This is a genomic window from Paenibacillus sp. YAE3 (assembly GCF_057546105.1).
In genome coordinates, this window is sequence record NZ_BAAIYF010000001.1 from 222,353 (window position 1) to 244,558 (window position 22,206).

The following is a 22,206-nucleotide window of genomic DNA, read 5'->3' on the forward strand; positions in this document are numbered from 1 at the left end:
GTTATATTCAAAGTGATTAAGAAACGGAAGAATTCATTCTTCCCAGTTCATGTTCTACAACCGAGGTGAGTTCCTCTTCGTATCCTCCCATGATATGATACTTCCGGACATATTCCTTCACAAACTTCTTCGGATCCTTAGGCCGGAAAATCCGTGTCATTTCCCGCAGACTTTCTTTGACTTCGTTGTGACCTTTCGTTGCCATGATAGTTCCCTCCCAAGACACTTGAATGGATTGCTCCAATTAAGAGAATGCCGAAAAGACCTTACCTGACACCAAGAAGTAGTCATATGCAGTTATTAGGTTTGGGCTGAACGCTCCCGGCTGCTCGCTTCAAGGTTCTGTAATGGTACTTAACCTAAAAGCGTAAAAACTGAATCACTCCTTTCATTGTATCATATTCTTGCAAGGAATACAGCTTTCCAAAAAAATGAATAGATTAACTTTTTTTACATGACCAAAGAACGATAATAAGCCGGGTTTAGGCGATACCTTCCGGGCAAAAAGAAATCCCTGTATTTATCATCGTCCGATAGGGTTAAATCCATAATAAGAATGATTTTTCAGGGCATCATTTCAGCTTGAGGAGGTGGTCTTCGCGTGCTGCCCGTTTCGTTACCGGAGGAAGCCGGCTGCGATGTCCGTTTGCTGGACCAGACCCACGCCAAAATCAACGAGGCCTTCCCGAAGATGCGAAGCTTCCTGGTTGCCCGGAGCGGCAAGCTCATTTACGAAAAATATTACGGGGGCCATGATGCCGGATCGCTTAACGACCTGCGCTCCGCAACCAAAAGCTTCATCTCCGTCCTGATCGGAATCGCATCCGGGCAAGGTTTGCTTCCCGCATTGGACGAGCCGCTGCTCGGGCTGCTTCGGCATTATGCCGCAAAAGACGTCGACCCCGCCCTGCATCGGTCTTTGACCTTGCGAAGGCTCCTTACGATGACCACCGGCTTTGCGTGGCAGACCGGCAAAAAGCTGGGGGAGCCGATGATCCGCCGCCTGCACCGCAGCAAACGCTGGACCGCTTTTGCCCTTTCCTTGCCGGTGCTTCCCGATATGGTCGGCCGTTTTCAGTACCGCAGCGTCGACACGCATCTGCTGTCCGTCATTCTCAGCGAATGCACGGGCATGGATGCGCATGCTTTTGCAAAAAGGAACCTGTTCGGACCGCTGGGCATCGGACCGTCGGAGTGGCTCGCCAGTCCCGAAAACCACAGCATGGGACATGTCGGTTTGTTCCTCGCATCGCGGGATATGGCCAAATTCGGAATGTGCTGCCTTCAAGGCGGCCGCTGGAACGGCGAGCAAGTCATCCCGGGCTCCTGGCTTTCGGAGGCCCTTCGCCCCCATGCGGAAGGATACCCCGCCTTTGGGGATTACGGGTTCAGCTGGTGGTGCAGCAAAATGAACGGCCAAACGTTCAGCTGCGCGCATGGCCATGGGGGCCAGCAAATTTACCTTTTTCCCGAAAAAGAAACCGTGGTCGTGTTTACGGCCGACAGCAAGGTCAGCCGGTGGAAAAATCCGCGCCCGCTGTTGCAGGAATTCGTCCTGGAAGCCGTCGCCCAGGCCCCGCAGCCGGATAATCCCCGGCATGCCAGGGAAACTTAAGTATGCATGCGACGACAAGGATGATTTTTTACACAGCGATGAAGGAGGACTAATCAATGGGCGATAAAAACAAAGCCATGCTGCCGATTTCCCGCGAGGAGGTCGAAGTGGACGGCGTTTATACCAACGAATGGGGCCGCGAAGAGGTGCTGCACCGAGGAGAAAACTTCCCTGCCGATCCGATCATGGGAACGACCGAATGGCAGCTCAGCGAGTTTCTGTTCGATAACCATCACGAAGGCCGGACGGACGAGCGCCTGGTGCCTAAAGAAAACGATACCGATAAAATCGGGAAAATTACGCATCCGCGCAGACAGCAGCAAGGCGGGGACGCACAATAATCAATATAGCGAAAAAGCATCCCGACTTCCGGGATGCTTTTCTGTTTGCATACCTTTCATAACTTGTCTCAGCCGGACATATGTTTATACAACAATCCCGCGCAAGACAAGGAGTGTGCATACCATGTCCCCTTTTTTCAAATCGTCGACGGGCCTGCCCGAAAATATCTCCGCTTCCCTCTGCTATTTGTTCGCTTTTATCGGCGGCATCGTGTTTCTCGCGCTGGAGAAGCGCAGCCGCTTCGTCATGTTCCATGCGCTGCAATCCGTCCTTGCCTTCGGCGCGGTCATGATCGCCCATGTGCTGTGCGGGTTCATCCCCTTGATCGGTCCGCTCATCGCCGGACTTCTTTCCATCTTGACGCTGGTGATGTGGATCGTCCTTTTATTCGCTTCCCTGCAAGGAAAATGGCTGAAGCTGCCTTGGATCGGCGATTTGGCCGAGAAACAGCTGCATCATCTATGAATTCCTTCTCCCCTGCATTTCGTGATTCCCTTTTGCCTCCCGAGTTCTTACAATGAAAGCATGGGTTTCATTGAGACGATGGGGGAGACAGAAAATGTATTTGTTCGTGATCAATAAAAAGTCCGGCAACGGCAACGGCTACCGGACCTGGATCAAAATCAGGGCTGCTCTCGACGCGCGCCTGATCCGCTACCGGCACGTATTCACCGAAAGCGCCGGCCAGGCGGAGGACGTGATCGCCGCCACGCTGTCCGAGCCGGAACATTGGCTTGGGGTTGCCGTCATCGGCGGCGACGGCACGATTCACAGCGTGCTGCCGGCCCTGAAGGAGTTCGGGATCCCGCTTGCCGTCATTCCCGCCGGCTCGGGCAACGACACGGCGCGCGGCTTCGGCATCCCGCATGATCCGTTGTCCGCCCTCGACATCATGCTTGCAGGCCGGACCCGGGCCGCGGATTTGATCGCGACGGCAAACGGGCTGACATTGACGGCACTGGCCATCGGTTTCGACGCGCAAGTAGCCGAAAACGTCAATGCCAGCCTCTATAAAAAGGTATGCAACTTTTTCAGGGTCGGCCGGGCCGCCTACATCGTGGGCATCCTGCATACGCTGCTGACTTTTAGGCCGTGCCGCGTCACCGTCGCCTGCGACGGGATGACGAGCACTTATCCGAATGCGTGGCTTACCGCCATTTCCAACGTCAGCAGTTACGGAGGCGGACTGCATATCTGTCCGGATGCCCACCCGGGGGACGGCCAGCTCGATATTTGCATCGTGCACGGCTGCTCGCGGCTGCAGCTTCTGCGCCTGTTCCCGACGGTGCTCACCGGAAAGCACGTCAACCTACCGTTCGTGACGTTTTTGCGCGGCCAAGCCATTTCCGTCGAATTCGATCAGCACAGGCTTGCGCTCGGGGACGGGGAAAACCTGTCCGCGGGGCCGCTGGATATCACCGTGGAGCCGAACGCTTTACGGGTGTATGCCGCATAACTTAAGCCATCATCGTTTTTCTTTCATAAAAAAAAGGGCAAGCCCGCTTACGCGGCTTGCCCTTCTTTCATGGCTGCGTCCTTCGATCCGGAGAGCGCGCCGCCCTTAAGACCGTTAAACAGCAAGTTGAGAACGATCGCCGTGACGCTTCCGGCCACGATGCCGTTATCGACGAGAATGCGGGCCCAATCCGGCAGCGCCGCAAACAATTCGGGATGAACGCTCACGCCCAGTCCCATTCCGACCGAGCAGGCGATGATAAAGAGGTTTTCGAACTTGTTCAGGTCAACCTGGCCTCCCAGCATGCGGATGCCGGAAGACACGACCATGCCGAACAGGGCGACCATCGCGCCGCCGAGCACCGATGTCGGAACCAGCTGCGTCAAGGCCGCGATTTTCGGAACGAATCCGATAACGATCAGAATCCCTCCGGCCACGACGATGACGTCCCTCGTTTTCACCCGGCTCATTTGAACGAGGCCGACGTTTTGCGAGTACGTGGTGTACGGGAAGGAGTTAAACAATCCGCCAAGCACGATCGCCAGGCCTTCGGCCCGGTAACCCCGTGCCAGGTCCTTGGAGGAAACGTCCTTGTCGACGATTTTGCCGAGAGCCATAAATACGCCCGTCGACTCGGCGATGCTGACGATGGATACCAGAATCATCGTGATGATCGCGGAAGCATGGAACGTCGGTGTTCCGAAATAAAACGGTCTGACGGCATGGAACCAGCTTGCTTCCTTGAGCGGCGTCAAGTCCACATGCCCGGCCAGCGCGGCGACGAGCGTGCCGATAATAAGTCCGATCAGTACCGAAATGGAGCGGATAAAACCTTTGGCGAACCGGTTCATCAAAACGATGAACAGCAGCACCCCGAAACCGAGCCCGAGGTTCAGCAGGCTTCCGAACTCCCCTGCCGCCTTCGCGCCGTCCCCGCCGCCGAGATCGTTCAGCGCCACCGGAATGAGAGTGACCCCGATGACCGTAACGACGGACCCGGTAACGACCGGCGGAAAAAAGGCGATCAATTTGCCGAACAGCCCCGAAAACAAAACGACGAAAAGACCTGAAGCGATGATCGCGCCGTAAATGGCCGATACTCCGTCTTTCATGCCGATGGCGATCATCGGCGACACCGCCTGGAACGCGCAGCCGAGCATGACCGGAAGCCCGATTCCGAAAAACTTGTTGCCCCATACTTGAAGCAGCGTCGCCAAACCGCAGGCCATCAAATCGATCGAAATCAGGTAAGTCAGCTGCTCCGTCGTAAAATTGAGCGCTCCCCCGACGATCAGCGGCACGATGACCGCGCCCGCGTACATGGCAAGCACGTGCTGAATGCCTAACGAAAAGGTTTTGAATGGATTTCTTGTCTTCGTCGGTTCCATACGGATTTCATTCCTCCCGAAGTTTTGGATTGGATTCTATGCAAACGTAACGGTGCCGTTGTCGAGCGCAGCGATTCGGACGAGCGACTCCACATGGTAGCCCGCTTCCTTCAGCAAACGGCCGCCCGGTTGGAACGCTTTTTCGATGACGATGCCGATGCCGGCCACTTCCGCTCCCGCCTGCTCCACGATGCGCGCAAGGCCGAAGGCCGCTTCCCCGTTGGCCAGGAAGTCGTCGATGATCAGCACGCGCTCCCCTGGCTGAATGAACTTGCGGGAGACGGTGATTTCGTTCGTTTCCTGCTTCGTGAACGAATATACCTTTTCCACGTAAATGTCCTCGCGAAGCGTCAGGGACTTTTGCTTGCGGGCGAAAATGAGCGGAACCTCCAGCTCAAGCGCCGTCATGATGCCTGGGGCGATGCCCGAGGATTCGATCGTCAGCACGCGGTCGATTTTTTGTCCCGCAAACAGCCGTTTAAACTCCTTGCCCACCTCTTTCATCAACACCGGATCCATTTGGTGGTTCAGGAACGAATCGACCTTCAGCACCTGATCGCTAAGCACGATCCCTTCCTTCATGACTTTCTCCTTCAGCAGCTGCATTGTTTTTTCTCCCTCCAAAGTTCTTTCTTTCAAGGCATTGCAATCTCCGTCGGCGGCTTCCCCGGGAATCCGTCAAAAGACGATCCGTCGCGATTCGGCCATATCCTTCCTGCAATGTCATGACAAAAAAAGCCCGCCTCTTCCGGGAACTGCCTTGCTGGCAGGACACGAAACCGAGCGGACTTACGGTAACAAACGAAAAAGACGCCGGGACGTTGGCCCGGGTTGCTTGTTATTCCCGTAGTCCGATCATTTCCGGTGATCGGGTAGAGACATGCAGGCCCATTCCTGCACATATACGAGAAACCTATGAAAATTTGCAAAAACATATGAGACAATGCATGAAGTATACCGCAAAACCGGGCCAAAAATAAAGAGGTATTTGATGGAGGACGCAAAAAACGCAAAAAATCGGCCGTTTCTGCTGATTTCGGCGCGAATCTCGTTTATACTTTAGTGGCAATGTTTCATACTGGTCAGCAGATAGATTCGAAATCATCGGGAGGGAAAACGCTTTGAGAGGCTTTTTAAGAGAATTCAAGGAATTTGCCGTCCGCGGCAACGTGGTTGACCTGGCGGTCGGCGTCATCATCGGGGGCGCATTCGGCAAAATCGTCACGTCGGTCGTCAACGATATCGTAATGCCGCCGATCGGGCTGCTTTTGGGGGGCGTGAATTTCGGTCAACTGATCATTCCGCTTAAACCAAACCTAACGCTGGACGGACATCCCATTCACACGTTAAAGGAAGCCCAAGATATCGGCGCCCCGGTCATCGCGATCGGCCAGTTCATCAATGTCGTGATCGATTTCCTGATCGTGGCTTTCTGTATATTCTTGCTCGTTAAAGGCATCAACTGGCTGAAACGGGAGAAAAAAGAGGAGCAGCCGGAGCCGGAAAAAACGACGAAGGAATGTCCGTATTGCCTTTCCGAGATCCCTTTGGCCGCTACCCGCTGCGGACACTGCACTTCGATGCTTGAAGGCGCGCCGGAGCACGGCTAAAAGCCGCCCGTTACGGCTCCCGGCTAATAAGACCAAAGCCGAATATCAGGTTGCAAAGGCCGTTAGGCTACAGGCCCAGCGGCCTTTGCGGCAGCAGCGTGGTGACGACCTTTTTCAAATCCCGGTCTTCGGTGTATTTGGCTTCCCCGGTATCCAGCTCGAGGACCCGAATGTGGTCGAACGTCTGGCCGGCCGCCGTGGGCGTAAACAGCAGTTTATCGGGATCCGCCAGCGCCACGTGGTAATTCATGTCCTTAAACATGTCGATGAGCTGCCCGGTATCCGGTTTTTTGCCCTTTTCGACGAAAAGCAAACCGCGCAGGCGTTTGGTCTCCTGTTTGGATTTCACTTCAAAGCGGACGATGCATTCCATGCTCGTTCTCTCCTTTTTTTATAAGATATGGTACAGATGCGGACGTTGAGCCGGAATCGATGTTCATAAAACCCCGGAGGTGCATCCATGAGTCAGGAATTATTCGATATATATGATGAACACGACCGCAAAATCGGTACCGCGCCCCGGGACGAGGTGCACGCCAAAGGCTATCTCCACCATTCCTTCCACTGCTGGATCGTCAGGGATACGCCGGAGGGCCGGCACATTTTGTTCCAGAAACGGCAGGACAGCAAGGATACCTTTCCCGGGCATTTCGACATTACGGCTGCCGGGCATCTTTCCGCGGGAGAAACCGTCGAAGACGCCATTCGGGAAGTCGAGGAGGAGCTTGGCATTCCGGTCCGGATGGACCAGCTGACCTCCCTCGGGACGATCGACCATTACGCGGAAGGCACGGCGGGCGGCAAATCGTTTATCGACAGGGAAAAATGTTACGTGTTCGGGCTGCTGCACGATGTTCCGCTCACCGCTTACCGCTTGCAGGAAGAAGAGGTCGCGGGATTGTACGAAGCCCGGCTGGACGACGCCATCGCGCTGTTCGAAGGCCGCAGGGACGTCATTCCGGCGACGGGAATCCCGTCGGTCCGGGAAGGGCAGGCCGCTCCGGAAACGTTCCCCGCTACGCTAAGCATACATCAATTCGTGCCGCATAAATATGACGATTATCTCCATGTGTTCCAAAAGTTAAAGCTTCTGCGGCCGGATGAAAAATAACACGCTAAAAACAAAAGGGCGCCCCCGGCGTCCTTTTTCAATCCCCGAAACCTATGAACTTCAATGACAGGCGTCCCGGCTTCAAGCGCCGAGGGGGAGCCCTCTCCGACAACTTGCTTTGGACGGCCGGCGGACGCGTCTTGTGCCCGCAGCCCGCCTAATCCTGACCGGAATCCTTCGGTTGGTCCGGCCCGATGTATTTGCTGTAGATCCGCTCATACCGCGGGCCGTATCGTTCCGACAGCTCCTCGCCGATATCCTGCTCCAGCTCGTAAAGCACCATTTCCTGCGTAAAATGATGCAGCAGCAGCTCGACCATGACCGGATGCTCCGTCACCAGCCCTTGCGTCGTGCAGTCGTCCCCCCGCATGCCCAGCATGCACCAGCGGCGGTCGATGACAAACGAAAATCGTCGTCCCGAGGCCGCCCCGTCCTTCTGGTGCCCGAACGAAAGCCAAGGAAGGAAACGGCTGCCGGCCTCCTCGCTCATGCAGGACCACAGCAGCTTGACGCCGCGTCCCTCCGCTTCTTCCAGGCCCTGCCTGAGCAGCGCCGCTTCCTCGCGCCAGACGTCGACGACGATTTCATGTTCGGCCCGCTCCATCTCCCGGGAGAGCGTCTCCAGCACGTTGCGCTCGCCCTCCACGCTGTAGAACGGCTGCTGCTCCGATTCCACTCTCGGCATTCTGGTCTCGATAAACGCGAGCGATTCCTTCACCTGGCCGGAGATCATCCGCGTCAGTTCCTCTGGCTTCAGCATACTGTAGCGGACCGGCTCCCCCGCGCTCCGGCGCAAAAATCCATGCTGCGCGAGGCGCTGCAGGGCGGCGTAAACGTTGGATCTGGAAACGCCGAGCCCTTTTGCCACCTCGTATCCCGAGGAAGGGCCCTTGCCGGCCAACTCCACCATTATTTTTGCTTCCATCTCGGTGAAGTTCAAATTCCGCAGATGCTGTAGCAATTGTTCCATTCTTCTGTCCTCCCAAGCTGCCAAACCCTTGCGTTAGTCGTTAAATGATTGATATCGTGCCCGATAGGCATTATGCCGTCTAGATCTGTTCCGCTCCGCATCGAGGGCACCATTTCGATCCCTTCGGCAGATCGGCGCGGCAGATTTGGCACTTCACCGAATCGCGCTGGGATGCACCAGCCGCCTCGGTCTTACCGTCGTTGTTTTCTTTCCAGAACCGGATTCGTTCATCCAACTCCAGCTGACGTTCGCGTTCCCGCTCCTCCGCCTGGCGGCGTTCCCGTTCATCGGCGAATTCTTCTTCTTGCGGCTCCTTCCAGTCGTTGCCCCCCGGATAATCGTACAAGCTTTCCGCGGCGGCTCCGGTTTCTTCCTTGTCAAATGCCAGCTCGAATTCGAAATCGTCGTCGTCCTGGACGATCGGTTCCCTGTAAATTTTGGTTTCGCCGAAGTCCTCGTCCTCGAATTTGGCGGCTGCGGGCGATTTGCGACCTTCGTCGCGCGCGCTTGCCGGCGCTTCGCCTTTCAGGCTTCTGCCGCAGGAAGGACAGAAATTGGCGTCCAGTTCGACCGTGCGCCCGCATTTGCACAGCTTTTCGTTTTTCAGCTCCGCGATCCGGCGGCGCAGCTGCTCGATCTCCTCCTGCAGCCCGTCGCAGGTTTTGCAATGTTTGAGCATCTCTTTTTCGGCCAGCGTCATGTCCTCCTGGCTGTACCCTTCATAAAAAACGCGTCCCATTTCGATAAAATGAAATTCCATTTCTTTTTCGACGTCGGCAATCTGGTTGTTCAGCTTGCTGATTTCCACGGCGCCCTGCGCCTTTTCCGTCGCCCGGTTCGCTCCGTCCTTAAGCCTTTGCAAAATTTTCATTGATTTCTCCTCCAGTTCCACAATTGATCATCTCGTGTATGAATCCATATTAGGCCCGGCAAGCCATGCAGCGCTTGTCCATTGGTGCAAGCCTATGTTTAATAGCGTCGTTTTTTGTTGGATGACATCAAAACCTCATGCTACAAAGATACCATGCCTTGGCTTTGCTGTGAAATGTGCGAAAAGACTCTTCTTTGGCCTTCTCTGCCCGCCGCCGCTCGGGTTATAATGGACTGCATGCGGTTTAGGGTGCTTATATCATACCAAATTTCATGTGCCACTGCTAAAAAAGCAATCGATAACTTCAATATTTTCAGACATAAGGAGGGTGCAGCCATGGTAAACACGCAGCTGACGCCGACAGGCGTTCCAGCCCAAGTGCCGGCTTCGGCCGCGCCTCCGCAGGCCAAAACCGCACCTACGCTGACCAGCCGCGAGCTGGTCAAAAACGATGAACCGGACGCCTTCTTCTTCCGCGAGCTGGAGAATAGCGGCATCCTGCTGAATGCGCCGCAAATCAAGGCCGTACGGCACGGGGAAGGCCCGATGCTGATCCTCGCCGGGGCCGGCTGCGGCAAAACGACGGTGCTCGCGGCGCGAACCGCTTACCTGCTTGCGGTCCGGCGCGTGCCGGCTTCCGGCATTTTGCTCGTGACGTTCACGAGCAAAGCGGCGCGCGAAATCAAGGAGCGAATCGCCCGCATGCCCGGCGTCGGTCCGGCCGCCGCCCATGCCGTCGAGGCCAGGACGTTCCACTCTTTCGCCCTTCTGATGCTGCGGCGGAATGGATACAAGGAGCAGATTTTGGGCGAATTCGGCGCCCAGCACACCATTATGAAAATGATTCTGAGGCGGCTGGGTTCCGCCCAGACCTTCCAGCCCGAAACGCTGCTTGCCGCTTTGTCCTCATGGAAAATGCAGGGGAAAGGCGCCGACGAGCTCCCGGACCGAACGGACGATGAAGCGGCGGTAAAGAATATTCTGACAGCCTATGAAGACTGGAAGCAGGAGCGGAACCTATGGGATTTCGACGACATCCTGCTGCAGCTGCGGCGGCGCATGGATGACCGCCTGTTCCTTAAACGGCTGCAGAACCGGTACGCTTGGATTATGGTCGACGAGTTCCAGGACACGAACCTGATTCAATACGAGCTGGTGCAATATCTCGCTGCGGCGCACCGCAACCTCGCCGTGGTCGGCGACGACGACCAGACCATATATACGTTTAACGGAGCGCGCCAGGAGTCGATTTTGGAATTCGACAAGCTGTATCCCGAAAGCAAAATCGTCACGCTCGATATCAATTACCGGAGCGACAGCCGGATCCTGGGACTCGGCGGCGCCATCGTGCGCCATAACCGGGCCCGCCGCCCGAAAGATCTCAAGGCTGCAGGCCCGTCCGGGCGGATGCCGCAATATGTCCGGCCTTCCCATCCCGAGGAGGAAGCCGCATGGGTCGTGGATCATCTCGCCCGCCAGGTGCGGAGCGGTAAAGCCGCGTATAAGGACATCGCCATTTTGCACCGGACCGCGGGCAGCAGCCGCGCCGTTCTGGAGCAGCTGCTCATGCGCGACATTCCGTTCGTGCAATACGGCAGCCAGGCCGTGTTTTACGACCAGCCGCTGATCAAGCCGCTGATGGACCATTTGCGGCTCAGCCTGAATCCGCGCCGAATGGAGGCTTTGCCGGGCGCGCTCGGCCCGCTTTACGTGCCCAAGGAAGAAGGCCATGCCTTCATTCTGGCGCAGGAAAAGGAAACCCGGAAGAAATACCCTCTTATCCATCTGACGCGCTGGAGCAGGCTGCAATCGTTTCAGCAGGACGCCGTGAAAGAGCGGATCCGGCTGATCAAATCATTGAAAGCGATGAAGCCCGCCTATGCGCTTCAGGAAATGCGCCGCCTTTTTTACGATAAATACGTGCAGGCGGGCGATCCCCTTGTATATACGCAATACAGGGACATGGTTCTCGATTCGCTCGAGGAACTCGAAAGCGCCGCGGCGCGTTTTGATTCGGTGGAGCGGTTTGTCGCTTATGCGGACGAGCTGTCCTTGCGCCATGCCCGAATGGAGGCGCTGAAGGACAAAAACGAAGGCGACGCCGTCCAACTCATGACCATCCACCGGGCCAAAGGGCTTGAATTTCCGTACGTTTATTTGATCGGGGCCAGCGAAGGCATTCTCCCGCACAGCACGGCCCTGAAAGACAAACCGCCGGAGGAGCTCAAAGCCGTCCGTCCCGAAGCGGCGGAGGAACAAATTTATGAGGCGGCCCTGGAAGAGGAGCGAAGGCTCGCTTATGTGGCCGTGACCCGGGCCAAGGAGCGGCTGTACATAAGTTCGCCGGCCTATTACCACAGCAAGCCTGCCGCACCGTCGCGGTTTTTGCTGGAGGCCTACGGCATCAAACCCGCCAAGGAATCCAAATCCGCTTCTACCCGCCCTGCCGCGGGTTCCAGGCAGCGTACCCGGCAATAGCTGTCGGGAATGCCCGCTGCCGGTCGCGGGGAAATGACCAGAAATCTGGCGGTTGGTTAAAAAAAGGCAGCTGACTGAAAGAAGTCGGCTGCCTTTTTATATGGGCGTACATATTTGCTAAAGTTCGTAAATATCTTTTGCTTCTATATAGGTCTTGACGCTATTCGGGCATGTTTCCCGATCTCGTTCCCGCTTCAAAAGAGGGGATCACATTGTCATACATCAGATGCAGCATCATGCCGACCGAAGCATGGTCGAGTATATGACAGTGGTCCATCCACATACCCGGGTTGTCGGCAGTAAATGCCACCTCATACGTTTCGTCCGGATTGACGTTTAATGTATCGGTTACCCAAGGCGTCTCGACGCTTTTCCCGTTTTTCTTCAATACCGTCATATGATGTCCGTGAAGATGCATCGGATGCTCGGAGAGGCTTTTATTGATAAAGGTCGTTTTGATTTTCTCGCCTTCCTTGACGACAAGAGTAGGCGTATGAGGATAAACTTCTCCGTTAATGGTCCAAAGATAGTTGAATTTTCCGTTGTAGAATCCCATCCTGTTTCCCAATATCATCGTAAATTCCCTATCGAACTCAGTCGCAGCAGTCCATTCATTCACGGCAGGCTTCCCGTACCGGGACGGATCAAACAGGCTGGATTCCGTTTGAAACCGGATGGCGTCCGGCGGAGAATCGCCGTAAAACAGGATACCCGGTCCATCAGCATCCGTAGATTCGCCTAATTTCAAGAGCACCGGATGATCCGGCATCGTAAAAGAGACGTCGTATCTTCCGCCGGCCGCCAGTCTGAATGCGGTTTGATCCGATAAAGACTCCGGCTGCTGAATGGGAGTACCGTCAATACTCGTGATTTTATAATCGCTCCCTTGCAGCAAATACTTCTGGGATTGATTATTGGCATTGATGAGCCTCAGCTTTATGATCTTCCCCGGCTTCACCTGCTTCCTCTGCATACGATCCTGATCCCCAAAAGCCGTCCGCTCCCCTTGATCGGTATTCCAGTTATGATTGATGAGCGTGACCTCTTCATCGTAGCGGATCGTCTCCTTTTTGGGTTCAACGACAAATGATCCGAACAGACCGTTGCGTACTTGCTCTGCCGCCTGCTGGTGGGAGTGGAACCAATACGTCCCTGCTTGTTCGGCGCGAAACTTATAAGTGAAGGATTCCCCGGGATTGACAACGTTTTGGGTCATGCCAGGCACGCCGTCCATGGCGTTCGGCACATCGTATCCATGCCAATGGATCGTGACTCCTTTATCGATATTCTTGTTGATCAGCTTTACTTCTACCATATCTCCTTGCTGCGCTCTTAGCTCGGGAGCCGCCTCCCCGTTATATGTCCAGGCTTCGACCACGGCACCTGATGCAAGCGTAATTTCCCGCTTCTGCGCGACGAGCAGATACGTAATATCCGCAGGAATAGAAATGTCTCCCGTAAGCGCCGATACTTCCACCATATTTGCATGGTTATGATGTCCGGACATCATCATGGTTGGCGTACCGTCCCCTTCGTCCATCCATTGATGATTCATCATATCCGAAGCCTCCGGCAGTTTCGACGCGTTAAAGTCTGCCCAAGCCTGAACGACCACGACCGCAATGGCTACGATCGCCGTCGCCGCACCCGACACGAAGAACTTCAACAGCCTTTTCCAAAAAGGAGCCGCAGTGAATGCCCCCTTCAGAATCGCCTGATGTCTCCTGATGACGAAAAGGGCAGGGACAACCTGAACGAGGAGAAACAGAACGATCATCTGTGCCGTTTCGAGCAGGCTCGGAAGGGTGGGTTGCGAAAAGATCGTATGAAAAGCCGCAATGCCTGAAGCGAAAGCAGCCGCATAAGGCGGGATCACGAGCATGGGATGGCTTGTTTTGATCAGCGTATCTGAAGGCCGTTTGTCGGGACTGGATGCTCGAAAGCTTCTTAAGCGGGGGAGCGTGTACAAAACCACGGGGATATAACCGATCAACATGATGGGAAAAATCGATTTGACGATGCCCTCAACGAACAACCAGCCGCACCTAACGTATAGGCTGACGATCAGGATGCACCATAACAAGGCCAATGCAAGACCGATATAACTTATGCAGCGCAATAGCATTCCCCAGACTTTCAGCCGGCGATGACTTTGGACGTACGGGAGCCCCGCGGCTCCCGTACCGACGATAAACCATAGTGCCGTCATCGCATAGGTTAACATCATACTTGCAATCGTTTCGAACATTGCGTTTTCCTTTCCACCGTTAAAATAGCCGGGTATCTCTTAAATAAAAATTGTTATTTGCTAAGCTTCGTAAATATTTTTTGCATGAGGCTCGGGCCCGAGATCCGGCTATTCTGGAAAGCGGCGATCTTCCACTCGCCGTTTTGTTTGACGGCAACATTCGTATTTATCGAATCCCTTTTCTTCGGGGCTGTTTTTTGCCACTTGAGTTTGACGACGCCGAGTCCATGAAAAATCGCGATGTCCGGTGTCACGAAACGGATCTTCTTGATCTCGCCTTCCAGAGTCGATCCCTTTAATACGCTGTTCCAAAGTTCTTGATGCGTATCGGCAATCGCTTTTCTTCCTTGCAGATGCTCCCCTTGAAACGTGACATAGTCGGCATCTTCAGTGAAACATGCGCCGTAAGCCTCTCCATCTCCTTTGCCCCAAGCCAGCTTCATCTTCTCAAACAAGCTTTCAATTTCTTTCATTTGGTTGCGATTTTCCATGTTCATTCACACTCCCTTTGTTATTTGCCGCCTGTAACGCGGATTTCTTCGCCATTTACAAAACTGTTTGCCGTTGATCCCAAATAAACGATCAAATTAGCGACATCTTCCGGGGTCCCCATTCTTTGGGGCGGAAACGATTGAGCGTATTCTTCGAGCATCTGTTGCGGGAACGCGTGCGACACCCATTCGGATAACGTTAATTCGGGAATAACCACATTGGAATAGATCCCATCTGAAGCCAGCTCTACCGCCAAGGTGCGGCTGAATCCGTGCAAAGCTGCTTTAGCGGTTACGTTGGCGGATTCATTAGGTTTGCCGCTGTAAACCAGGCTGGAAGAAACATGAATCAGTCGCCCCCATCCCCCCTGCTTCATAAGCGGAACGGCCGCTTTCGTAATGAGATACGTCCCCTTGACGGTCTGATCGATGACGGAAAACCACGCCTCGTTCGCAGGATCCTCGATCGGGGCTTCTTGCCCCCAATACACGGCATTATTCACGAGCACATCCAATCGGCCCCTCTCTTCCTTCGCTTGATTGATGACCCGATGGATGCTTTGCTCGTCATTCAAGGATAGCTGGACCGCCTGGGCGGAACCTCCGGACAAGTGAATATCGTCGATCGTTCGGTCCGCCTCGCTTCGATTACTCAAATAGGTAATGTAGACGTGAGCGCCTTCTGCAGCGAACTTCCGGGCGGCCGCCCTGCCAATTCCCCGTGAACCCCCGGTAATCAAAACCACTTTTCCACGTAAACCGTAATCCATCCTCAGTACCCTCCATCAATTAAAATATTTTACTTTTTTCATCATTTCGCCCTCATTGGCTCTTACGCGGATAAAATTTGGCGATCATGCAGCGTTATGGTATACTTTTGGCATATTATCTTGGTAGATAAAGTTTCTTAATGAATCATTTATCTTTATCAATTATTTATCTTAACTGATTAAGATAAATTCATAATAACTTGGAGGTTAGATAATGTCAAGAGATCATTCCCATCTTTTTTCAGACCTTACTCCGCTGCAACAGGATCTGGTTTACGAATTACGCCAAAACAGCGCGCGGGCGGTGATGCTGCACCAACTCGTTTCCGAAAAATTGGGGTTGAATGCAACCGACCACAAGTGCCTGGATTTTTTGAATCGCACCGGACCCGTTACCGCCGGTCAGCTGGCTGAATTAACCGGACTAACCACAGGCGCTGTGACCAACGTGATCGACCGATTGGAGCAGGCCGGTTATGTCGTTAGGGATAAGGACCCGAAGGATCGGCGGCGCGTCGTAGTCAAACCTGCCGAAGGCAGCTCGTCCCGAATCTCTCCCCAGTTCGAGTCGATCATGCAGTCGACGCTTCAGATCCTTTCGCGGTACGATGAGGAACAAACGCGTTTGATCCTTGAATTCATCCGGCTATGCAATGACATGACGTTGGCTGAAATGGAAAAAATGAAGAATCAATCTTAAAAGCGCCGCCCGTACTGTACAGCAAAAACCCTTAAGCTTTCCCAAAAAACGGGATGCTTAAGGGTTTTCATTAGTTGAGGTTTATCAACCTCATGAGCCGATATTTCGAATATGACCGCTGCTTTCAGATATCTTTTGGTACATGACGAAGATCCGCAATTCCCATATGACGCTTTTGCCATGGGTCCGTCTTTTCAGGTAAAATAAGTGTAGAGGATCGGAGCATGCATCCGGTCGCAAGGCACATCAAAAAAAGCAGATATAGGAGAACCGACCATTGAAAGAAGAATCGAATCATCAGCTTGCAGTGGGCTCTGTCACCCTGAAGGATTTGGAAAAGCTTGATATCGAGAACAATTTGCTGAACCAATTCAATGAATGGAAAAGGCTTCCGATGCTTTATAAGCTTGCCCTGGAGGAGCTCCAAAATAAGATCAAACTCATCAAGACCGAGCTGAAGCTTCAAGACGGCTACAGCCCGATCGAACATATCAAGGTCCGGATCAAGGAACCCAAAAGCATTATCAATAAACTGGAGCGCAAGGGCATCGAGTTTACGCTGGACAATATTTTGAACCATATTCACGATATTGCCGGCATGCGGATCGTGTGCGCTTTCGTGCAGGACATTTACCGTCTGCTCGATCATTTTTCGCATCGGGACGATATTCGCATCATCGAAATCAAGGATTACATCGCCAATCCAAAACCTAACGGTTACCAGAGCCTGCATGTCATCGTCGAGGTCCCGCTCATTTTGTTCGAAGGCACGCGCTGGATGAAGGTCGAAATTCAAATGCGGACGTTAGCGATGGATTTCTGGGCCAGCATGGAACATATCATTTTTTACAAATACGATAAACAGGTTCCGCGCCACGTCGTGACCGAATTGAAGGAAGCGGCCGTGGCCGCGGATAAGCTGGATCATCAAATGCTTCGCTTGCGCGACGAAATCCTGGCGTCGGCCGGGGAGTATTATCCGCAGGAATTGCAGGAAGTCCAGGAGGAATAGGGCAGAAATTTCCCGTGTGCTCCATGAACGACAGCGGGACGACAAGTCATCGTTGCACAAAAAAGGACGGATCAGGCTAACATGCCTGTCCGTCCTTTATCTTTGTCCAAGGAAGCGATACCTTCTATCCCCTTGCCTACAGCTTGATATTCGCCTCGTCGAAATACTCCTCCAGCGTCAGGCCGCTTTTCGCCACGTCTTCCGCCAGGTCCACGCCGATGTAGCGGATATGCCACGGCTCGTACACATACCCCGTAATGTCCTCGCGGCCTTTAGGATACCGGATCACGAAGCCGTATTCCGGCGCATGCTCGGCAAGCCACTTGCCTTCCGGCGAGTCGCCGAACGTTTCCTCCAGCTCATTGTTAACGCTCGGGCTGGATACGTCGATCGTCAGGCCGGTCTGATGCTCGCTCGTTCCCGGCACCGCGCTTACGCGGGAAGCATATTCTTCGCCTTTGGTCCGTACGTTGTTTTCGTAAATGGATTTTTGACGCTTGTACGAGCGGTACCCCGAGACCGCCCGAAGCTCAATGCCGTCCTCTTTCGCGCCCGCAAACAGCTTTTCGAGGGCCTCAGCCGCCTCTTTGCGCATATGCCGTTTCTCGTGCGGCCCGTCGAAGGAAAACGGCACGTTCGGCTCCACGAGGTCGGACGGTTCGTATCCTTCCGGCAGGCTCCGCTGCTTGTTGACGATGACCGTCATCGCCTCCGGATTCGTGACCACTTCTTTTCCGTCCTCTTCTTTGATCGTCGCCTGCAGCGAGCTTTCGCTGCGTTTTTGCATGACCGGATCCGCCGGAACCTGATTTTCCTGTTCGCTGCTTCCCGCCCCTTTCAGGGCTTGTCCCTGCTCGCTGCCGGAACCGCCGGTCTTCTCGCAGCCGCTCAGCACGGCCGTCGGAAGCACAAGCGCGGTTACAAGCAGGCACGTCCATAATCCCTTTTTCCATGTTTGCATGCTCATGTCCATTCTCCTAACTCTGCCTCGCCAGTCATTTATGTCCATTGTACTTGATTCTTGGAGTTGCGGCAAAACAAGTCGAATTTTGGGAATAAGCGCATCGCGCATGAATCGTCACGGATCGTCACGGAACCGTTCAGCAGCCCCAAAAGCAGAATGCGGAACCCTTCAGCGGGTCATGGAGCCGGATTGTTTAATTTGTCCGCGCGTTCCCGCGCTTTATCGGCTGCATCGGACGCGATTTGGCGAATGATCTGCTGCACGTTTTTCACCCGGGGCAGCAGCGCCGCCCAATCGTCGACCTCGAATTCGTCAACCGGCTCCGTCCGCAATGAAACAGCCACGTCGCGAAACCCCGCTCCCGGCTCATGCAGTTTCCCCTGCTCCGCAGCCTCGGCCAGCCATTCTCCCGCCAGCGGACCGCCTTTTCCTTTTTCCTCAAGTTTGCCCAAGGCATCGCCGTCCGAGGATTCGGCTGCCGGAGGCACCCGCTCGGCCCAATCCCGGAAGACGGCGTTCAGCAGCTGGTCCCTCGGCAGCCCCAGCAGCGCCAAACGGAGCAGCGGCTCCGCCCGGAACTTTCGCTCCGCTTCTTCCAAAACCAGCCGGATATGATCGCAGCCATCCTGCCCGCATGCGCATGTTGCCTGGTCCAAATCCGGCGCATACTGCGACATGACGTCCTCCTCGAGCCATAAAGGCATTTGCCCTTTCAGCAAAGCATGCAGTTCAAGCGGATGTCCGGCAAGCTCCCTGAGAATGTCCGCGGTTTCCTCCGCGGCAAAAGGAGCCGCCGGTATATGGGCCTCCCAGGGCGCACCTTGCCTGATCTCCTTGACCGGCGCCGCTGTGGCATGAATCCAGCCGGGGACAATGCTCAGCTCGAACGTATCCATGTAATTCGTCATCGTACCCCTCCCGGTCTGCTGTGTTCTTACTTCCTTGAAGGTTACATCCAATCTTCTCCCTGAAGCGTAATCAGTTCCCTGAGCTCGCTGTCGGACATTTCGGTCAGCCACGTTTCCCCGGAGCCGACGACCTGCTCGGACAACGCCTTTTTATGTTCGATCAGCTCGTCGATCCGCTCTTCCAGCGTTCCTTGGCAGATCAGCTTGTGGACCTGGACGTTTTTCTGCTGGCCGATGCGGAATACGCGGTCCGTCGCCTGGTTCTCCACCGCCGGGTTCCACCACCGGTCGTAATGCAGCACATGGTTCGCCCGGGTCAGGTTCAAGCCGACGCCCCCCGCTTTCAGCGAAAGCACGAAAAACGGCGAACCCTTCCCGTTCTGGAACGCGCTGACCATCTGGTCCCGTTCCTGCTTTGAGACGCCCCCGTGCAAAAAGAACGGTTTGACGCCGTACCGCTGCTCCAGGCGCGCCACGATCAGATGCCCCATCGCCACGTATTGCGTAAAAATCAAAGCGGCTTCCCCCGATTCCTGAATCTGGTCAAGCAGCTCGCAGAGCCGCTCCATTTTGCCGGAGGATTCGCCCTTGGACCCTTTTTCTTCCCTGCCGAGCAGCTGCGGCGAATCGCAAATCTGCTTCAGCTTGGTCAGCGAGGACAACACGAGCCCTTTGCGGGCAATGCCGGTTTCGTTCCCGATTTGCTCCATCACCTGCTCGACGACGGCCTGGTACATGGCACCCTGAACCGGCGTGAGCGCGCAATACGACTTGATTTCCAGCTTCTCCGGCAAATCCTTGCGGATATCCGGGTCGCTTTTGAGGCGCCGCAGCATAAAGGGAGCGACCAGCTTATGAAGCTCCTGCAGTTTTTCCGTCCCTGCATCGCTGGCCGTATAACGCTGCCGGAACGATGTCGCGGTGCCGAGGTATCCCGGATTCAAAAAGTGAAAAATCGACCAAAGCTCGCCCAGGCGGTTCTCCACCGGCGTTCCCGTCATCGCGATGCGGTGGGGGGCCGACAGCTTCATCACGCTCTGCGCCTGTTTGGTGCGGTGGTTTTTAATGTATTGGGCTTCATCCAACACGACGGACGTCCAGGCCATGGCGGCCAGGTCCGCTCCGTCCCTTCCCGCCAAGTGGTACGTGGTCAGCACCAGGTCATGTTTGCCGGCTTCCTGCAAAAACTGTTCGCCGTGCAGCCGGCGGTTGCCGTGGTGGATATACAGGTTCAAATCCGGGGCAAAGCGCTGCAGCTCGCGCTGCCAGTTGCCGAGCAGCGACGTCGGACATACGATCAGAACCGGATTCATGCCCTTCCGGTGCTGTTCCAGCAAGCAGGTAATGACCTGAATCGTTTTGCCCAAACCCATGTCATCCGCCAGGCAGACGCCGAAGCCCATGTCCCTCATGGCGGACAGCCATTGAAATCCCCGCTCCTGATACGGGCGCAGCACGCCGTGCAGCGATGCCGGCACCGGTCTGACCGGCACTTTGCGCGGGCCGTCTTCGCCCAGCAGCGACTCAAGGTACCCGGCCGTTTCAAGCCCGAGCACCGGAATGCCTTTCCAGAACCGCTCCCCGCCTTCTTCCGCCGATAAATGAAGCCATTCCGAAAGGTCCATTTCGCCTTCGTCATGTTTTTTCAAATATCGGAGAACCTGGCGGATTTCCTTCAAATCCAGCTCGATCCATTCCCCGCGGAATTTGACGTAAGGCAAGGAAGCTTCGGCCAGCTCGGCCAGCTCCTCGCGCGACAGCGTTAGCCCGTCAAGCGCCGCCTCCACGCGGAAGGAGACCAGCTGCTCCATGCCGACCACGGGGAGGCCCGGTTTATGGTCGTCGGTTTGCATTTTTAAAGACAACCCGACCCGCCGCCGGCCCTTCCGGCTCCATTTGGACGGCATCTGCACGGCCATTCCCGCCTTGTTCAGCCGCGGAACCGAATGCCTTACGAACGCCACCATTTCTTCGCTCGACAGCTCCAACCCCTGGGGCGCAGGCACGGTAAGCGCCGCGGCGATTTCAGGGGAGAGTTCGGCCGCTTCCCCCAGCAGGGTCAGCATTTGCTCCTGCACGTTCATATAGGTTTTCCCGCGCCGCTCAATGTCGCGTTCCTTGTATCCCCAGATCGCCGCGGCCGGCAGCCAGGCGCCGAATTCGTCCTGAAATTCCGCCCAAAAGGTAACCTTCCAGCGCTCCTGCTCCTCCGTATGGTTCGGAGCGAGGCGAAATCCGAGCCGCAGCCGGCCGGATCGGGAACGCTCCTCGTCCTGCGGGCCTTCGGGAACCGAAGTAAACCCCGCGGCCGCCACGTCCTCGGCCAAACCCGTGATCTCTTCCGTCGTTCCCTGAGCGGAAATCGTCCGGCTCGCCGTCAGCAGGCTGTTCCACCAAAGCTCGGCCAGCGGCGACGTTCCGCGCCGGTAGTCGGCCTGATACCGCGAGAGCTTGCCTTCCTGCGCCCGCACGATCTCCTGCACGCTGGCATGGATCATCGCGCTGAGAAACGAATGCAGCACCGCTGCCCCCGCCTCATGTTTCGTCATCGGCTCGCTTCCAAGAAGCGCGGGCACGCCAAGCCCGACCGGCGGCATGGCGCCGGCAAGCTGCCTGAAACGCTCCACGTCATGCGGCTCGCGCAGCCTTGGCTTCCAGCTGCCCGTCAGCGCAAGCACGCCCGCACGCCGCCGGGTGCCTCCCGCGGATACCTCGGCCGTTCCCGGCGCGATTTGGCCGCGAATCAGCAGCTCCAGCGCAAAACGCGCAGCCTTGGCCCAATAGCCCATCTCCGCTCCCGGCCGAAGGCCGAGGCGCGAGCAGGCGGCTTCATCCAAAGCGAGCAGCATGTGAAAGGCATCGGCCGGCGAAAGGGCCAGCCCCTCCAGCGTTCTGCCCATCAGCTGCCGCTTTTCGCCGCGCCGGGCCGTTCGCTGGCCGGCGGACGGCGAAGGGTACCGAAGCTCCGCCAGCCGGAGAACCGCCTGCTTAAACGGCTTCGACCCGTCCGGAAGCTGGAGCGATCTGACGACCTTGCTCCACGCGTCTACCTTCGGTTCGGACATTTCTCCCGAAAAACAAAAAAACACGTCTCCTAGCCATACGCCATATAGCGGTTGATTCATGGTTGTCTCCTGTCGTTTCCGTGATTAAACATAATATCTTCATCTTATACGAAAACCGCCGAATTTAAAAACCTCAATCGTTATTTTTCGGCGCATGACGAAGTTTTGTCCGGGAGCGGCGGCGCGCGGGACTCTGCCTCTGCAAAC

21 protein-coding genes and 1 riboswitch are annotated in these 22,206 nt (G+C 55.5%); of the genes, 9 read left to right on the forward strand and 12 right to left on the reverse strand.

The annotated features are described in order from the left end of the window. Positions 1–16 precede the first annotated feature (16 nt). A complete protein-coding gene (locus AC27KL_RS00965) occupies positions 17–205 on the reverse strand; it encodes a hypothetical protein (protein WP_036651115.1) in 189 nt (62 codons plus the stop codon). Positions 206–601: 396 nt separating this feature from the next. Between AC27KL_RS00965 and AC27KL_RS00970 the strand changes: the two genes are divergently transcribed. From AC27KL_RS00970 to AC27KL_RS00985, 4 genes are all read left to right on the forward strand, one after another. Next, positions 602–1,615, forward strand: a complete 1,014-nt coding sequence (locus AC27KL_RS00970; protein ID WP_487168481.1) for a serine hydrolase domain-containing protein — start codon at positions 602–604, stop codon at positions 1,613–1,615. 56 nt (positions 1,616–1,671) lie between these two features. Beyond that, positions 1,672–1,956 carry a hypothetical protein gene (locus AC27KL_RS00975; RefSeq protein WP_036708775.1) on the forward strand — a complete coding sequence of 95 codons (285 nt, stop codon included), beginning with the start codon at positions 1,672–1,674 and terminating at the stop codon, positions 1,954–1,956. Between the two features lie 124 nt (positions 1,957–2,080). Further along, the gene (locus AC27KL_RS00980) at positions 2,081–2,422 is read left to right on the forward strand and encodes a DUF4870 domain-containing protein (protein WP_212952979.1); all 342 of its coding nucleotides are present in this window, start codon (positions 2,081–2,083) and stop codon (positions 2,420–2,422) included. Positions 2,423–2,516: 94 nt separating this feature from the next. Continuing rightward, positions 2,517–3,413: a diacylglycerol/lipid kinase family protein gene (locus AC27KL_RS00985; RefSeq protein WP_487168482.1), complete on the forward strand. Its 897-nt coding sequence runs from the start codon at positions 2,517–2,519 to the stop codon at positions 3,411–3,413. Positions 3,414–3,460: 47 nt separating this feature from the next. Here AC27KL_RS00985 and AC27KL_RS00990 read toward each other — a convergent pair whose 3' ends face one another. Continuing rightward, a complete protein-coding gene (locus AC27KL_RS00990) occupies positions 3,461–4,801 on the reverse strand; it encodes a nucleobase:cation symporter-2 family protein (protein WP_036708772.1) in 1,341 nt (446 codons plus the stop codon). 36 nt (positions 4,802–4,837) lie between these two features. Next, on the reverse strand, positions 4,838–5,407 hold the full coding sequence (locus tag AC27KL_RS00995; protein ID WP_036708925.1) for a xanthine phosphoribosyltransferase: 570 nt from the start codon (positions 5,405–5,407) through the stop codon (positions 4,838–4,840). A gap of 221 nt (positions 5,408–5,628) precedes the next feature. Further along, a riboswitch (purine riboswitch) is annotated at positions 5,629–5,729 on the reverse strand. Between the two features lie 193 nt (positions 5,730–5,922). Between AC27KL_RS00995 and mscL the strand changes: the two genes are divergently transcribed. Continuing rightward, positions 5,923–6,411 carry a large-conductance mechanosensitive channel protein MscL gene (gene mscL / locus AC27KL_RS01000; protein ID WP_339323268.1) on the forward strand — a complete coding sequence of 163 codons (489 nt, stop codon included), beginning with the start codon at positions 5,923–5,925 and terminating at the stop codon, positions 6,409–6,411. A 67-nt stretch (positions 6,412–6,478) separates the two neighbouring features. On the opposite strand, the gene AC27KL_RS01005 is transcribed toward mscL, so the two are convergent. Then, entirely contained in the window at positions 6,479–6,784 is a 306-nt protein-coding gene (locus tag AC27KL_RS01005) for a hypothetical protein (protein ID WP_339323267.1), read from the reverse strand. An 87-nt stretch (positions 6,785–6,871) separates the two neighbouring features. On the opposite strand from AC27KL_RS01005, the gene AC27KL_RS01010 reads away from it, so the two are divergent. Then, complete coding sequence (locus tag AC27KL_RS01010; RefSeq protein ID WP_487168483.1) at positions 6,872–7,522, forward strand: NUDIX hydrolase; 651 nt, start codon at positions 6,872–6,874, stop codon at positions 7,520–7,522. A 157-nt stretch (positions 7,523–7,679) separates the two neighbouring features. Here the strand turns inward: AC27KL_RS01010 and AC27KL_RS01015 are convergent, their stop codons facing one another. Together AC27KL_RS01015 and AC27KL_RS01020 are read right to left on the reverse strand one after the other, a co-directional pair. After that, entirely contained in the window at positions 7,680–8,492 is an 813-nt protein-coding gene (locus AC27KL_RS01015; RefSeq protein WP_487168484.1) for a TrmB family transcriptional regulator, read from the reverse strand. Between the two features lie 79 nt (positions 8,493–8,571). Next, positions 8,572–9,363: a zinc ribbon domain-containing protein gene (locus AC27KL_RS01020; protein ID WP_487168485.1), complete on the reverse strand. Its 792-nt coding sequence runs from the start codon at positions 9,361–9,363 to the stop codon at positions 8,572–8,574. Between the two features lie 336 nt (positions 9,364–9,699). On the opposite strand from AC27KL_RS01020, the gene AC27KL_RS01025 reads away from it, so the two are divergent. Continuing rightward, entirely contained in the window at positions 9,700–11,841 is a 2,142-nt protein-coding gene (locus AC27KL_RS01025; RefSeq protein WP_487168486.1) for an ATP-dependent helicase, read from the forward strand. A 160-nt stretch (positions 11,842–12,001) separates the two neighbouring features. Here AC27KL_RS01025 and AC27KL_RS01030 read toward each other — a convergent pair whose 3' ends face one another. The 3 genes from AC27KL_RS01030 to AC27KL_RS01040 are packed head-to-tail and all read right to left on the reverse strand — an operon-like array spanning position 12,002 to position 15,350. Beyond that, complete coding sequence (locus tag AC27KL_RS01030) at positions 12,002–14,089, reverse strand: multicopper oxidase family protein (protein ID WP_487168487.1); 2,088 nt, start codon at positions 14,087–14,089, stop codon at positions 12,002–12,004. Positions 14,090–14,142: 53 nt separating this feature from the next. Continuing rightward, positions 14,143–14,580, reverse strand: a complete 438-nt coding sequence (locus AC27KL_RS01035) for an SgcJ/EcaC family oxidoreductase (protein ID WP_052146911.1) — start codon at positions 14,578–14,580, stop codon at positions 14,143–14,145. Positions 14,581–14,600: 20 nt separating this feature from the next. Then, entirely contained in the window at positions 14,601–15,350 is a 750-nt protein-coding gene (locus AC27KL_RS01040; RefSeq protein ID WP_487168488.1) for an SDR family NAD(P)-dependent oxidoreductase, read from the reverse strand. A gap of 214 nt (positions 15,351–15,564) precedes the next feature. On the opposite strand from AC27KL_RS01040, the gene AC27KL_RS01045 reads away from it, so the two are divergent. Together AC27KL_RS01045 and AC27KL_RS01050 are read left to right on the forward strand one after the other, a co-directional pair. Beyond that, a complete protein-coding gene (locus tag AC27KL_RS01045; protein ID WP_487168489.1) occupies positions 15,565–16,050 on the forward strand; it encodes a MarR family winged helix-turn-helix transcriptional regulator in 486 nt (161 codons plus the stop codon). A gap of 394 nt (positions 16,051–16,444) precedes the next feature. Beyond that, the gene (locus tag AC27KL_RS01050; protein ID WP_081992265.1) at positions 16,445–17,062 is read left to right on the forward strand and encodes a GTP pyrophosphokinase; all 618 of its coding nucleotides are present in this window, start codon (positions 16,445–16,447) and stop codon (positions 17,060–17,062) included. 136 nt (positions 17,063–17,198) lie between these two features. Here the strand turns inward: AC27KL_RS01050 and AC27KL_RS01055 are convergent, their stop codons facing one another. The 3 genes from AC27KL_RS01055 to AC27KL_RS01065 form a co-directional block, all read right to left on the reverse strand. Continuing rightward, complete coding sequence (locus AC27KL_RS01055; protein ID WP_373316214.1) at positions 17,199–18,023, reverse strand: M15 family metallopeptidase; 825 nt, start codon at positions 18,021–18,023, stop codon at positions 17,199–17,201. Positions 18,024–18,202: 179 nt separating this feature from the next. After that, positions 18,203–18,934 (reverse strand): hypothetical protein, encoded by a 732-nt coding sequence (locus AC27KL_RS01060; protein ID WP_487168490.1) that lies wholly within the window; start codon positions 18,932–18,934, stop codon positions 18,203–18,205. 41 nt (positions 18,935–18,975) lie between these two features. Then, positions 18,976–22,059 (reverse strand): DEAD/DEAH box helicase, encoded by a 3,084-nt coding sequence (locus AC27KL_RS01065; RefSeq protein ID WP_487168491.1) that lies wholly within the window; start codon positions 22,057–22,059, stop codon positions 18,976–18,978. Positions 22,060–22,206 lie beyond the last annotated feature (147 nt).

Bases quoted from the DNA above. Each gene is read 5' to 3' on its own strand.
- AC27KL_RS00965 (WP_036651115.1), bottom strand. From the start codon at position 205: ATGGCAACGAAAGGTCACAACGAAGTCAAAGAAAGTCTGCGGGAAATG.
- AC27KL_RS00975 (WP_036708775.1), top strand. From the start codon at position 1,672: ATGGGCGATAAAAACAAAGCCATGCTGCCGATTTCCCGCGAGGAGGTC.
- AC27KL_RS00980 (WP_212952979.1), top strand. From the start codon at position 2,081: ATGTCCCCTTTTTTCAAATCGTCGACGGGCCTGCCCGAAAATATCTCC.
- AC27KL_RS00985 (WP_487168482.1), top strand. From the start codon at position 2,517: ATGTATTTGTTCGTGATCAATAAAAAGTCCGGCAACGGCAACGGCTAC.
- AC27KL_RS00990 (WP_036708772.1), bottom strand. From the start codon at position 4,801: ATGGAACCGACGAAGACAAGAAATCCATTCAAAACCTTTTCGTTAGGC.
- AC27KL_RS00995 (WP_036708925.1), bottom strand. From the start codon at position 5,407: ATGCAGCTGCTGAAGGAGAAAGTCATGAAGGAAGGGATCGTGCTTAGC.
- AC27KL_RS01005 (WP_339323267.1), bottom strand. From the start codon at position 6,784: ATGGAATGCATCGTCCGCTTTGAAGTGAAATCCAAACAGGAGACCAAA.
- AC27KL_RS01010 (WP_487168483.1), top strand. From the start codon at position 6,872: ATGAGTCAGGAATTATTCGATATATATGATGAACACGACCGCAAAATC.
- AC27KL_RS01015 (WP_487168484.1), bottom strand. From the start codon at position 8,492: ATGGAACAATTGCTACAGCATCTGCGGAATTTGAACTTCACCGAGATG.
- AC27KL_RS01020 (WP_487168485.1), bottom strand. From the start codon at position 9,363: ATGAAAATTTTGCAAAGGCTTAAGGACGGAGCGAACCGGGCGACGGAA.
- AC27KL_RS01025 (WP_487168486.1), top strand. From the start codon at position 9,700: ATGGTAAACACGCAGCTGACGCCGACAGGCGTTCCAGCCCAAGTGCCG.
- AC27KL_RS01030 (WP_487168487.1), bottom strand. From the start codon at position 14,089: ATGTTCGAAACGATTGCAAGTATGATGTTAACCTATGCGATGACGGCA.
- AC27KL_RS01035 (WP_052146911.1), bottom strand. From the start codon at position 14,580: ATGGAAAATCGCAACCAAATGAAAGAAATTGAAAGCTTGTTTGAGAAG.
- AC27KL_RS01040 (WP_487168488.1), bottom strand. From the start codon at position 15,350: ATGGATTACGGTTTACGTGGAAAAGTGGTTTTGATTACCGGGGGTTCA.
- AC27KL_RS01045 (WP_487168489.1), top strand. From the start codon at position 15,565: ATGTCAAGAGATCATTCCCATCTTTTTTCAGACCTTACTCCGCTGCAA.
- AC27KL_RS01050 (WP_081992265.1), top strand. From the start codon at position 16,445: ATGCTTTATAAGCTTGCCCTGGAGGAGCTCCAAAATAAGATCAAACTC.
- AC27KL_RS01055 (WP_373316214.1), bottom strand. From the start codon at position 18,023: ATGCAAACATGGAAAAAGGGATTATGGACGTGCCTGCTTGTAACCGCG.
- AC27KL_RS01060 (WP_487168490.1), bottom strand. From the start codon at position 18,934: ATGACGAATTACATGGATACGTTCGAGCTGAGCATTGTCCCCGGCTGG.
- AC27KL_RS01065 (WP_487168491.1), bottom strand. From the start codon at position 22,059: ATGAATCAACCGCTATATGGCGTATGGCTAGGAGACGTGTTTTTTTGT.